The organism is Cellulomonas sp. Root137 (genome assembly GCF_001426725.1).
Taxonomy (GTDB): Bacteria; Actinomycetota; Actinomycetes; order Actinomycetales; family Cellulomonadaceae; genus Cellulomonas.
Genome location: NZ_LMFG01000001.1, coordinates 1,274,028 through 1,286,102, shown reverse-complemented (window position 1 = coordinate 1,286,102; position 12,075 = coordinate 1,274,028). Strand labels below are relative to the sequence as shown.

Genomic DNA, 12,075 nt, shown 5'->3' with positions numbered 1-12,075 from the left:
CGCCGGGTCGGCGCGCGGTCGGGGTCAGCGCTTGTGCTTCTCCGGGACCGGGGCGTCGCCGGACGCGCGCTGCGCCCGGTAGTAGGCCCGCGCCTCGTCCTGCCGGGCCTGCTCGGCGCCCGACGCGATCGGGGCGCGCAGGTGTGCCTGCTCGTAGCCGAACGCGTCGACCAGGGACTGCGCGTGCGGGCGCAGCCGGGCCAGCAGCCGGTCGATGTAGGACGTGACCGTCCGGGCGCGGCCCGCGGAGAGCCGGCCGTTCAGCAGGTACCAGGTGAGGTGGCGCTCGATGAGCGTGAGCCCGAACAGGTCGCGCACCCAGGTGAGGATCTGGCGGGTCCCCGGGTCGGTGACCCGCTCGAGCGCGGCGGTGAACGACTCCCACTGGACCAGCTCGGCGTGCGCGCGGGCGGCCTCGACGAGCTCGTGCTGGTGCGCGTTGAACAGGGCCGCGGCCGTCGCGGGGTCCGCCTTCTGGGCCGGGCGCAGCGCCTGGGCGATCTCCGCGACCATCGTCTCGACACGGTCCACCAGCAGCTCGCGCTGGGTGGCCGTCTCACGGAGCTGGCCGGCCGACCGGCGCGGGTCGCCGACGTCGGCAATCGTCTGCACGGCCCGGTGCAGGGGTGTGCGGTACCGGGCGGCGTCGGACGCGCGCTCGGCCACCATGCGGGCGACCTTGGTGGCGTCCAGGTGCTTGAAGCTCTTGGAGTAGTCGGTGAGCAGACGCTTGCCGACGAGCTGCAGCAGGACCGTGTTGTCGCCCTCGAACGTCGCGTAGACGTCCAGGTCGGCCCGCAGGCTGGTCAGCCGGTTCTCGGCCAGGAACCCGGCGCCGCCGCACGCCTCGCGCGCCACCTGGAGGGTGTTCAGCGCGTGCCAGGTCGACGCCGGCTTGAGCGCGGCGGCCAGGGTCTCCAGGTCCTCGCGCGTCTCCGGGGTGTCGTTGCGGCCCGAGAACACGTCGTCGAACGCGGCGAGCAGGTCCTCGTGCGCGAACCCGGCGGCGTACGTCTCCGCGAGCAGCGGGAGGAGGCGGCGCTGGTGCTCCGCGTAGTCGAGGATCACGACCTCCTCGGTGGGCGACGCCGCGTTGAACTGGCGGCGCTGGTTGCCGTACGTGATCGCGATGGTCAGGCCGAGGCGGGCGCCCGTGACCGCGGCACCGTCGAGCGAGACGCGGCCCTGCACGAGCGTGCCGAGCATGGTGAAGAACCGGCGGCCGGGGCTCGCGATCGGCGACGAGTAGGTCCCGTCCTCGGCGACGTCGCCGTACCGGTTGAGCAGGTTGGTGCGCGGGATGCGGACCTGGTCGAACCAGAGCCGGCCGTTGTCGATGCCGTTGAGGCCGCCCTTGAGCCCGTCGTCCTCGCCGCCGACGCCGGGCAGGAACTCCATCGTCTCCGGGTCGCGCAGCGGGACGTAGAAGGCGTGCACCCCGTGGTCGACACCCGCGGTGACCAGGCGGGCGAAGACGGTCGCCGCCGTGCCGTGCAGGGCGGCGTTGCCCAGGTAGTCCTTCCACGCCGCGCGGAACGGCGTGTGGATGACGAACTCCTGCGTGGCCGGGTCGTACGTCGCGGTCGTGCCGATGGCGGCGACGTCCGAGCCGTGGCCCGTCTCCGTCATCGCGAAGGCGCCCGGGACCGCGAGCGAGAGCGAGTCGGCCAGGAACTCGTCGTGGTTCCGCTCGGTGCCCAGGTGGTAGATCGCGGAGGCGAACAGTCCCCACTGCACCCCCGACTTGATCTGCAGCGACGGGTCCGCGTGCGTCAGCTCCTCGAACCGCGCCAGGAAGCCGCCGTGGTCCTCGGCGCCCCCGAACCGCTCCGGGAACGAGCGGTGCACGTCGCCCTCGGCGACCAGCAGGCGCAGCTGGCCGATGACCCGCTCGCGGTGCTCGGCCAGCGTCAGGCCCTCGATCCGGTGGAACCGCTCGTCGGCCATGAGGTTGCGCGCCGCGAGTCGCAGCTCGGGGTAGTGCCCCAGCAGGACCTTGCTCAGGTGCGCGATGTCGACGTTGCGGACGTCCGCGTCGAGGCGCGGGTCGCCGGAGCCGGGAGCGTCGACGGTCGGGCGCGGGGTGGTGGTGGTCATCGGGACTCCTCCGGGACGTGCGTGTGGTCGGGGGACGTGCGGTTGCGGTCACGGGCGAGCAGCCCGACGGGTCCGGCCCAGAGCCACGCGGCGACCTGGGCGGTGATCTCCTCGCGGTCCGGGCTGGCGGGCTCGTCGCGGTGGGCCAGCCACCACTCGCCGGAGCCGCGGACGAAGCCGACGGCGCCGGCGGCCCAGGACTCGGCGAGCGCGACGCGGGCGGCGAGAGCCGAGTCGTCCTCCTGGGAGGCCTCGGGCCTCCGAGCCGTCCTCCGACCCTCGTGCTCCTCAGTGAGCCCCCGCGCGAACGGGGCGGCGACCAGCGCGGTCACCGAGTCGAGGAAGTGGCCGAGCGGCCCCCCGGACTCGACGGAGCCGTTGCGGGTGACGAACGCGTACACGTTCGGCGACGACTCGATCATCTCGAGGTACACCGCGACCATCGCGCGCAGGCCGTCGCGGGGGGTCGGCGCGATCCGCAGGACGCCCTCGAGCGCCCCCTGGATCTGGAGCACGACGGCCTCGGCGACGGCGATCTGCAGGCCGGTCTTGTCGGCGAAGTACCGGTAGACGATCGACTTGGAGGTGCCCGCCGCGGCGGCGATCTCCTCCATCGACACGTCCGGTCCCTTGTGGTGGACGGTCCGGCGGGCGATGCGGACGAGCTCCGCGCGGCGTGCCTCGCGGTGGTCGGCCCAGCGGGTCGAGCGGCCGTCGGCGGCAAAGGCGTCGTCCGGCGGTCGGCGGGTCGCAGGGGGAGTCGGCAAGGCCGGTCGCGCACGACCGGCCTCGGAGTTCAGCAGCGTGAGGGCCGTCGCCTTCGACGGGCCCGGTGTGACAGGGCTCACGAGACCGAAGGTATCAGGTACTGTGGGTTTCGGACACCACGTCATCATCCTCGAGCGCCTCGCGCTCGGTCCCCCCGCCCTCAGCGACGATGCGAGAGGAACGCGCCTCATGGCCCGCCCCACCCCCACCCCGAGCGTCCGCAAGGCCTACGTGCTCGGCGGCAACCGGATCCCCTTCGCCCGCGCCGGCGGACCGTACGTCCGCGCCAGCAACCAGGACATGCTCACCGCCGCGATCGACGGGCTGGTCGCCCGGTACGGCCTGCAGGGCGAGCGCATCGGTGAGGTCGCCGCGGGCGCCGTGCTCAAGCACAGCAAGGACTTCAACCTCACCCGCGAGTCCGTCCTCGGCTCGGCCCTCTCCGCCGAGACCCCCGCGTACGACGTCCAGCAGGCCTGCGCGACCGGCCTCGAGACCGTCGTCTCCCTGAGCAACAAGATCCGCCTCGGCCAGCTCGAGTCCGCGATCGCCGGCGGCGTCGACTCCACGTCGGACGCCCCCATCGCCGTCAGCAACCGGCTGCGGCGCGCGCTGCTCGACCTGTCGCGCGCGCGCTCCGTCGGGCAGAAGCTCGCGGCCGTCGCGAAGATCCGCCCGAAGGACCTCGCGCCGTCGGCGCCGAACACCGGCGAGCCGCGCACGCACCTGTCGATGGGCGAGCACCAGGCCCTGACCACCGCGCAGTGGGGCATCACGCAGGAGGCGCAGGACGAGGTCGCGCTGGCCAGCCACCAGAGGCTCGCCGCGGCCTACGACTCCGGGTTCTTCGACGACCTGGTCACCCCGTTCCGCGGCCTCACGCGCGACGCCAACCTGCGCGCCGACTCCTCCCTGGAGAAGCTGGCGAAGCTCAAGCCCGCGTTCGGCCTCGGGCTGGACACGCCCGCGACGATGACGGCCGGCAACTCGACGCCGCTGTCCGACGGCGCCTCGGCGGTGCTGCTCGGCTCCCAGGAGTGGGCGGACGCGCACGACCTGGTCCCGCTCGCCTCGCTGGTCGACGCCGAGGCCGGTGCGGTCGACTTCGTGCACGGCGACGACGGCCTGCTGATGGCCCCCGCGTTCGCGGTGCCGCGGCTGCTCGCCCGCAACGGGCTGACCCTCGCCGACTTCGACTACATCGAGATCCACGAGGCCTTCGCGGCCACCGTGCTGACGACGCTGGCCGCGTGGGAGTCCGAGGAGTTCGGGCGGACCCGTCTCGGGCTCGAGGGCGCGTTCGGGTCCGTGGACCGCGCCAGGCTCAACGTGCACGGCTCGTCGCTGGCAGCAGGGCACCCGTTCGCCGCGACCGGGGGGCGGATCATCGCGACCATCAGCAAGGAGCTGCACCGCCGGAAGGTGGCGTCCGGCTCGGACACGCCCGTGCGTGCGCTCGTGTCCATCTGCGCAGCCGGCGGGCTGGGCCTCACCGCGATCCTCGAGGCGGCCTGACCATGACGGACACCTACCTGAACCTGCTCAACAGCGGGTTCACCAAGAAGCTCGCGAAGCAGCTGGGCCTCCCCCAGCCGGCACCCCTGAAGCGCTACACGCCCGGGCAGCCGCTGGCCGAGGGGGCCGTGCTGGTGCTCGGCCGGGGCTCGGAGTCGGACGCGCTCTCCGGTCTGCTGTCCACCGACTGGAACCTCGACGTGCACCGCCACGCGACGCCCGGCACCCGGTACTCCGCGGTCGTCCTGGCCCTCACGGAGCTGACCCACCCGGACCAGCTCTCGGAGCCCGTGCTCGAGATCGGCACGGTCCTGAAGTCGCTGCCCCGCGGCGGTCGGGTCGTCACGGTCTCGCGAGCAGCGGTCGCCGACGACGCCCCCGCGGTCGCCGCGGCCCGGCAGGGCGTCGACGGGCTGCTGCGGTCGCTGGCGAAGGAGCTGCGCGGCGGGGCCACAGGGAACGGGGTCGTGCTCGCGAACGACGTGCCGGTCACCGCGCCGTCGGTCGTCGGCGCCCTGCGCTTCTTCCTCTCGACGAAGTCGGCGTTCGTCGACGGGCAGCTGCTCACCGTCGACTCCGCCGCCGGTTCGCAGCCCGACGACTGGGACACGCCGCTGGCCGGCCGCGTCGCCGTGGTCACCGGAGCCGCGCGCGGCATCGGCGCCTCGATCGCCGACACCCTCGCGCGCGACGGCGCCACCGTGATCGCGGTCGACGTGCCCGCCGCGGGCGAGCAGCTGGTGGACGTCGCCAACCGGGTGCGTGGCACCGCGCTGCAGCTCGACGTCACCGCCGACGACGCCGGTGCGCGCATCCTCGAGCACGCGCTGCAGCGGCACGGGCGGCTGGACATCGTCGTGCACAACGCCGGGATCACGCGCGACAAGCTGCTGGCCAACATGACGCCGGAGAAGTGGGACTCGGTCCTGGCCGTGAACATCGCGTCGCAGCTGCGGATCAACGAGGCCCTGCTGACGTCCGGCGACTTCACGGACGACCCGCGCATCGTGTCGCTGGCGTCCACGTCGGGGATCGCCGGCAACCGCGGCCAGACCAACTACGCGGCCTCCAAGGGCGGCGTCATCGGCATGGTCCGGGCCACCGCGCCGCTGCTCGAGGCGTTCGGCGGCACCGCCAACGCGGTCGCCCCCGGGTTCATCGAGACCGAGATGACCGCGCGCATCCCCGCCGTCACCCGGCAGGTGGCCCGTCGCCTCAACTCGCTGCAGCAGGGCGGGCAGCCGGTGGACGTCGCCGAGACGGTCGCGTTCCTGTCCTCCCCCGCGGCCGGCGGGATCCTGGGCCGCGTGCTGCGCGTGTGCGGGCAGAACATGGTGGGCCAGTGACGACGACCGTCGTCCTGCCGTCCGTCCCGGCGCTGGGCGGGCTCTTCGCCCGCGGCGCGGGGCTGTCGTTGCAGCGTCGCGTCCGCTCCGGTCCGACGACGCTGCCGGACGTCGCGTACGTCGTCCGCGGGGTGCGTGCTGACGCTTCGCATCTCACGGCGTACCAGCACCTGCTCGGCGAGCCCGGGAGCGATCGGCTGCCCGCCGGCTTCGTGCACGTGCTGGCGTTCCCCGTGGCGACCGCGCTCATGGTCCGGTCCGACTTCCCCCTGGCGCTCGTCGGCCTGGTGCACGTGGCCAACCGCGTGTCGCAGCTGCGGCCGGTCCTGCTCACCGACGTCCTCGACGTGCGGGCGACCGCCACCGACCTGCGGGCTCACCGGTCCGGCACGCAGGTGGACCTGGTGACCGAGGTGTCCGTCGACGGCACGCTCGCATGGCGCGGGGTGTCCACCTACCTGGCGCGCGGGGTGTTCCTCGCAGGGTCGGTCGAGGAGACGTCCGATCCCTTCGTCCCGCCGACCCCGACCGGACGCTGGACGCTCGCTGGCGACACGGGCCGCCGGTACGCCGCCGTCTCGGGCGACCGCAACCCGATCCACCTGACCGCGCTCACGGCGAAGGCGTTCGGGTTCCCGCGGGCCATCGCGCACGGCATGTACACCGCGTCCCGGGCGCTGGCCGACGTCGGTGCCGCGCGCGGGGACGCGTTCGACTGGTCGGTCGAGTTCGTCAAGCCGGTGCTGCTGCCCGGGACGGTCACCGTGCGCATCGCCCACGACGGCGACGGCTTCGCGTTCGCCGGCTGGGACGCCCGCTCCGGCAAGCCGCACCTGACGGGCTCGGTCACCCCGCTGTCCTGACGGGCCGGGTCGTCGTCGACCCGGCCCGCCAGGGGCTTCTCAGAGGTCGGCCGGCCGCAGGACGAACGTGATCGCGTGCGCGATCTGCACGTTCCCCGCGTTCAGGTCGAGCTTGCCGCGGATCAGGAATGGGTTGACGTCGTTGCGGTCCTGGTCGCGCAGCTGGACCACTCCCCAGCGCTTCGAGAGCACGTCGACGGTGAACGTGCCGCCCTGCGCCGTGGTGAGGACGGCGTTGTCGCTGGCCAGCGCGGTGCCCGAGTCGATCGTCGCGCCCGCGACCACGTGGTACAGCAGCACCTGCTCGATCGCGTCGATGCCGACCGCACCCGCGAGCGCGGTGAGCACCTTCTCCTCGGTGCCGTACCAGCGGTGGGTCAGGTCCTTGGCCAGCAGCTGGAACGCGCGGTCCGTGGGGACGAACGCGGTGAGCGGGACGGTGCCGTCGGCCAGCACGGCGACGGGGCTGGTCGGCTTGGCGGCGAGCACCGCACCGACGGCCTGGTCGAGGATGTCGAAGTCGTACCAGTTGCGGTCGAAGGTGTCCCCGTCCGAGGCGAGCAGGGCGGCCAGGCTCGACGTCCCGGTGGGCGCGGCGCTCGCGGCGGGCGCCAGGGCGACCCCGGCTCCGGCGACCAGGCCGGCGGCGACGAGGGTGGAGAGCGTGCGACGGATCCTCATGGTGGCTCCTACGGACGACGGTCGCGGCCGACGCCCAGCGCCGCACCGCGCGGGCACCCGGAGGGCGCCCTGTGTCCTCTTCGTCCGTTCCCCCGCGCCCGGATGCACCCGCGGCCCGTCAGGCCCCCGAGCGCGACTTCGGCAGGTGCAGTCGACTTCGGCAGCTGGAACTTCCGAGCTCGACGCGAACTGCCGAAGTGAGCGCTGGGTAGCCCGCCGGGGCGGGACGGGTCAGTCGTCCAGGGCCGGTCCGCACGCCGCGGCGGCCGTCGCCGCGAGGTGGTCCAGGCCGTGGACCGCGAGCAGCGGGCGGGTGTCGTCGACCACGGCCCAGCAGCCGTCGACCACCTCGTAGCGGACGGCCGGACCCGTGGCGAGGTACTCCGTCAGGGCGGTGACCAGACGATCGACCGCCTCGCTGGTGGTGCCGACGCCGACCGACGCGCGGATGGCGCCGTTCGACGCGCCCAGGTGGGCCAGCAGCGGGTGCGCGCAGAAGCGGCCGTCGCGGACCCCGATCCCGTGCTCCGCGGCGAGGTACGCGGCGACCAGGCCCGGGTCGTGGTCCGGCACGGTGAACGTGAGGACGCCGACCGGTGCCGCGGAGTCCGGCCAGATGCGCGCGATCTCGACGCCGTCGATGGCCGACAGCCCCTCGACCAGGCGCTCGCGCAGCGCCTCCTCGTGCGCGGCGAGCGCCCCGGCCGGCAGGGCCGCGAGCTGGTCGCAGGCCTCCGCGAGCGCGATCGCGCCGAGCACGTTGGGCGACCCGGCCTCGTGCCGCGCCGGCGCCGGCTGCCAGACCGTCCGATCGGCCCGCACGTCGCGCACCGCACCTCCCCCTGCGAGGTACGGCGTACCCGTGTCGAGCCAGTCGCGGCGGCCGACGAGCGCCCCCGCACCGAACGGCGCGTACGTCTTGTGCCCGGAGAACGCCACGTAGTCGGCGTCGGTGTCGGCCAGCGAGAAGCCGCGGTGCGGGACCAGCTGAGCACCGTCGACGGCCACGCGGGCGCCCTCGGCGTGGGCGAGCGCGACGACCTGGTCGATCGGCAGCGCCTCCCCCGTCACGTTCGACGCACCCGTGATCGTGACCAGCGCGTACGGCTGGCGGGCGAGCTCGTCGCGCAGCGCGTCGAGGGTCCCGGCGACGGTCGACGCGATCGGCAGGATGGTGGTCCGGTTGCCGTGCCGCTCGGAGGACTGCACCCAGGGCAGCAGGTTGGCGTGGTGCTCGACGTCCAGCACCAGCACGCGGCCCCCCGGCGGGACGACCCCGGCCAGCAGGTTGAGCGAGTCGGTCGTGTTGCGCGTGATGATCGCGACGTCGTCGGGACGGGCGTCCACGAACCGCGCGATGGTCTGGCGCGCGGACTCGTACAGCGCGGTGGACACCTGGGACAGGTACCCGGCGCCGCGGTGCACGGACGCGTACAGCGGCAGCACCTCGGTGACGCGCGCCGCGACGGCCTCGAGCGCCGGGGCGCTGGCCGCGTAGTCGAGGTTGGCGTAGACGCGGTGCGTGCCGTCCACGAGCGGGACGGTGGTGGTGCCGCCGACCACGGGGAGCAGGGCGCTCACCTCGGTCGCACACGAGAGGCGCTCGGCGGTGACAGTCATGGTGGGTCCTCCGACACGTTCCGGGGGAACACCCGTCGAGAAGGTGGAACCCCGCGCTTGCCGAGCCCCGGACGGGACGCGGCCAGGTCGTCACCCGGGGCACCCCACCGCGGAGGAGGGTTGCCGGCCAGCGAGCCGGGGCTTGACGCTGGCGCTCATGACCTGCAACGAGGGTCCCGGCACCTCCCGGTGGCTGTCAACGCGCCGCCGACTTCGTCTCGCCCACCGGGACGCCTTGTCCACCACTTGGAAGGAGGGCGCCGCCGCGCGTAGCATCACGGCCACCATCCAGAGCGGCTGAGAGATCTGGCTCGACGACGCCGCAGCAACCCGCGGGCACCGTGTGCCCGGCCGAGGGTGCTACCGCCAGGACCGATGAGACGAGGACCTCGATGAGCTACGCCGGCGACCTGACCCCCCAGCAGGCCTGGGACCTGTTGACGTCCGACGAGAGCGCGGTGCTCGTCGACGTCCGCACCGACGCCGAGTGGCGCTACGTGGGCATCCCCGACTCGGCCCCGATCGACGGCCGGGCCGCGCTGGTCGAGTGGGTGTCGTACCCGTCCGGGCGCCCGAACCCGCAGTTCCTCAAGCAGCTGGCCGACGCCGGCGTCGCGGCGGGACGGCCCGTCGTGTTCCTGTGCCGCTCGGGCGTGCGCTCCGTCGCCGCCGCGCAGGCCGCCACCGCCGCCGGGCTGGGCCCGGCCTACAACGTGCTCGAGGGCTTCGAGGGCGACGTCGGTACCGACGGCCACCGCGGCCACTCCGGCTGGCGCGCGGCAGGGCTCCCCTGGCGGCAGGCGTGAGCGACCGGCGCGTCCCCGGGCCTGCCGACTGGGACGACCGCCGCACCCCGCGCACCGACCTGCGCCCGGACACGCTCGCCGTCCGCGGCGGCCTGGTGCGGTCGCAGTTCAACGAGACGTCCGAGGCGCTGTTCCTCACGCAGGGCTACGTCTACTCCGCCGCCGCCGAGGCCGAGGCCGCGTTCGCCGGAGAGGCCGACCGCTTCCTGTACTCCCGCTACGGCAACCCGACCGTGTCCACCTTCGAGGAGCGCCTGCGCCTGCTCGAGGGCGCCGAGGCCGCGTTCGCCACGGCGTCGGGCATGTCGGCGGTGTTCACGTCGATCGCCGCGATCGTGCAGTCGGGGTCGCGCATCGTCTCCGCGCGCGCGCTGTTCGGGTCCACCGTCGTGATCTTCGAGGAGATCCTGGCCAAGTGGGGCGTGCGCACCGACTACGTCGACGGCCACGAGCTGTCGCAGTGGGAGGAGGCGCTCTCCACCCCGGCGGACGTGGTGTTCTTCGAGACGCCGTCCAACCCGATGCAGGACCTGGTCGACATCGCCGCGGTCAGCCGGCTCGCGCACGCCGCGGGCGCCACGGTGATCGTCGACAACGTGTTCGCCACCCCCGTGCTGTCGCGGCCGCTGGAGCTGGGCGCGGACGTCATCGTGTACTCCGCGACCAAGCACATCGACGGTCAGGGGCGCGTGCTCGGCGGGGCGATCCTGGGCACCGACCAGTACATCCACGGTCCGGTCCAGACCCTCATCCGGAACACCGGGCCGTCGCTGTCGGCGTTCAACGCGTGGGTGCTGCTCAAAGGGCTGGAGACGCTGTCGCTGCGCGTGCGGCACCAGACGGCGTCGGCCCTGCAGGTCGCGACCTGGCTCGAGCAGCAGCCGGGAGTCTCGCTGGTCCGCTACCCGTACCTGCCGTCGCACCCGCAGCACGAGCTCGCCCTCGCGCAGCAGTCGGGCGGCGGGACCGTCGTGACGTTCAACCTCGCGGTGCCCGACGGGTCGACGCCGGACGTCACCAAGAAGGTCACGTTCGGCGTGCTCGACGCGCTGCGGATCGTGGACATCTCGAACAACCTCGGCGACGCCAAGTCGATGGTCACGCACCCCGCGACGACGACGCACCGCAAGCTCGGACCCGAGGGACGTGCCGCGGTGGGGATCGCCGAGTCGACCATCCGGCTCTCCGTGGGCCTCGAGGACCCCGCCGACCTGATCGACGACCTCACCCAGGCGCTGGGCACCCTCGACGACTGACGCTGCGCCACACTGACGGCATGAGCGCGTCGTCGTCGCTGGTCAGGCTGCTCGTCGGGGTGGTCGCCGGCCTCGTGGTCGGCACGGTGATCGGCTGGACGTCGGTCGCGTCGGTGCTCGCCGCGTGGGCGACAGTCGCCGCGGTGTTCGTCGTCTGGACCTGGGGCGTCGTCGGTCCCATGGGTCCCGACGACACCGCGTCGCACGCGACGCGGGAGGAGCCCACCCGGTTCGGCGCGCACGTCGTGGTGGTCGCCGCGGCGCTCGTGACCCTGGTCGGGGTCGTGCTCGTGCTCGTCGACAAGGAGATCGGCCAGCTGCTGCCGACCGTCGCCGTGCTGACCAGCGTGCTCGCGTCGTGGGCAGCCATCCACACGGTCTTCGCCCTGCGGTACGCGCGGATGTACCTCACCGACGGCGCCCGCGGGATCGACTTCCACATGACCGAGCCGCCGCGGTACACCGACTTCGCGTACGTCGCGGTGACCGTGGGGATGAGCTTCGCGATCTCCGACACCGACCTCGGGTCGTCGGCCATGCGCCGCACCGCGCTGGTCCACGCGCTGCTCAGCTACCTGTTCGGCACCGTGATCATCGCGCTGCTGGTCAACCTCGTCGCGTCGATGTGACGGCTCAGAGCCGGACCGTCTCGTTCTCGCCGCCGTCGTAGCGCTCGCCGGTCAGCTTGGCCTTGACCAGGCTGAACGCGGTGGTCAGCCGGCCACCCTTGGCGTGCCAGTACTCGGCGGTCTCCCCGTGCACCACGACGAGGACCAGGCCGGGGGTCTCGGGTCCGTCGGGGAACCACGCCTCCGCCGTCGCGCCCCACAGCTCCCGGTTCTTGGCGACGTCGCGGACCACCTCCGCGGGACCGGAGAACGAGACCCACGCGGTCGCGTCCGCGAACGCCGCGTTCGCCGGGCTGCCCGCCTCGATCTCGTGCACCTTGTGGCTGTCGGCGTCGGCGAAGAACCAGAGGTCGCCGTCGAAGTCCACGTCCTGCACGCCCATCGGACGGCTCACCAGCGAGCCGTCGGCGGCGACCGTGGTGAGCATCGCGATCTTCGCGTCCTTGATCAGTGCGGCCACCGTGGCCCGCTCGTCGTCCTGCGTCATCGGTCCT

General features: G+C 73.4%; 11 protein-coding genes and 2 riboswitches. Of the genes, 6 read left to right on the top strand and 5 right to left on the bottom strand.

From position 1 onward, the window contains the following. Positions 1 to 24 precede the first annotated feature (24 nt). Together ASD18_RS06170 and ASD18_RS06165 are read right to left on the bottom strand one after the other, a co-directional pair. Positions 25 to 2,097, bottom strand: coding sequence for an acyl-CoA dehydrogenase (locus ASD18_RS06170; RefSeq protein WP_056088118.1), 2,073 nt, complete (start codon positions 2,095 to 2,097; stop codon positions 25 to 27). Then, a complete protein-coding gene (locus tag ASD18_RS06165) occupies positions 2,094 to 2,945 on the bottom strand; it encodes a TetR/AcrR family transcriptional regulator (RefSeq protein WP_082573585.1) in 852 nt (283 codons plus the stop codon). Before ASD18_RS06165 ends, ASD18_RS06170 begins: the two co-directional genes overlap by 4 nt. Before the next feature lie 109 nt (positions 2,946 to 3,054). On the opposite strand from ASD18_RS06165, the gene ASD18_RS06160 reads away from it, so the two are divergent. The 3 genes from ASD18_RS06160 to ASD18_RS06150 are packed head-to-tail and all read left to right on the top strand — an operon-like array spanning position 3,055 to position 6,589. Next, the gene (locus ASD18_RS06160) at positions 3,055 to 4,380 is read left to right on the top strand and encodes an acetyl-CoA C-acetyltransferase (protein WP_056091693.1); all 1,326 of its coding nucleotides are present in this window, start codon (positions 3,055 to 3,057) and stop codon (positions 4,378 to 4,380) included. Positions 4,381 to 4,382: 2 nt separating this feature from the next. Beyond that, positions 4,383 to 5,726 carry a 3-oxoacyl-ACP reductase gene (locus ASD18_RS06155; RefSeq protein ID WP_056088115.1) on the top strand — a complete coding sequence of 448 codons (1,344 nt, stop codon included), beginning with the start codon at positions 4,383 to 4,385 and terminating at the stop codon, positions 5,724 to 5,726. Continuing rightward, positions 5,723 to 6,589 (top strand): MaoC/PaaZ C-terminal domain-containing protein, encoded by an 867-nt coding sequence (locus tag ASD18_RS06150; RefSeq protein WP_056088112.1) that lies wholly within the window; start codon positions 5,723 to 5,725, stop codon positions 6,587 to 6,589. The genes ASD18_RS06155 and ASD18_RS06150 overlap by 4 nt, the downstream gene beginning before the upstream one ends. Before the next feature lie 39 nt (positions 6,590 to 6,628). On the opposite strand, the gene ASD18_RS06145 is transcribed toward ASD18_RS06150, so the two are convergent. Next, positions 6,629 to 7,270 carry a fasciclin domain-containing protein gene (locus ASD18_RS06145; RefSeq protein ID WP_056088109.1) on the bottom strand — a complete coding sequence of 214 codons (642 nt, stop codon included), beginning with the start codon at positions 7,268 to 7,270 and terminating at the stop codon, positions 6,629 to 6,631. A gap of 231 nt (positions 7,271 to 7,501) precedes the next feature. Next, positions 7,502 to 8,890: an aminotransferase class V-fold PLP-dependent enzyme gene (locus tag ASD18_RS06140; protein WP_056088106.1), complete on the bottom strand. Its 1,389-nt coding sequence runs from the start codon at positions 8,888 to 8,890 to the stop codon at positions 7,502 to 7,504. Positions 8,891 to 8,938: 48 nt separating this feature from the next. Continuing rightward, positions 8,939 to 9,053, bottom strand: a riboswitch (SAM riboswitch). Between the two features lie 118 nt (positions 9,054 to 9,171). Further along, positions 9,172 to 9,287: riboswitch (SAM riboswitch) on the top strand. Here ASD18_RS06140 and ASD18_RS06135 point away from each other — a divergent pair. The 3 genes from ASD18_RS06135 to ASD18_RS06125 all read left to right on the top strand — a co-directional run bounded on the left by ASD18_RS06135 (position 9,283) and on the right by ASD18_RS06125 (position 11,581). Beyond that, entirely contained in the window at positions 9,283 to 9,696 is a 414-nt protein-coding gene (locus tag ASD18_RS06135; RefSeq protein ID WP_056088103.1) for a rhodanese-like domain-containing protein, read from the top strand. (Overlaps the previous riboswitch by 5 nt.) Positions 9,697 to 9,755: 59 nt before the next feature. Beyond that, positions 9,756 to 10,952: an O-succinylhomoserine sulfhydrylase gene (locus ASD18_RS06130; protein ID WP_369817280.1), complete on the top strand. Its 1,197-nt coding sequence runs from the start codon at positions 9,756 to 9,758 to the stop codon at positions 10,950 to 10,952. A 20-nt stretch (positions 10,953 to 10,972) separates the two neighbouring features. Next, on the top strand, positions 10,973 to 11,581 hold the full coding sequence (locus ASD18_RS06125) for a DUF1345 domain-containing protein (RefSeq protein WP_056088100.1): 609 nt from the start codon (positions 10,973 to 10,975) through the stop codon (positions 11,579 to 11,581). Between the two features lie 4 nt (positions 11,582 to 11,585). Here ASD18_RS06125 and ASD18_RS06120 read toward each other — a convergent pair whose 3' ends face one another. Next, a complete protein-coding gene (locus ASD18_RS06120; protein WP_056088097.1) occupies positions 11,586 to 12,068 on the bottom strand; it encodes a pyridoxamine 5'-phosphate oxidase family protein in 483 nt (160 codons plus the stop codon). Between the last annotated feature and the right edge of the window lie 7 nt (positions 12,069 to 12,075).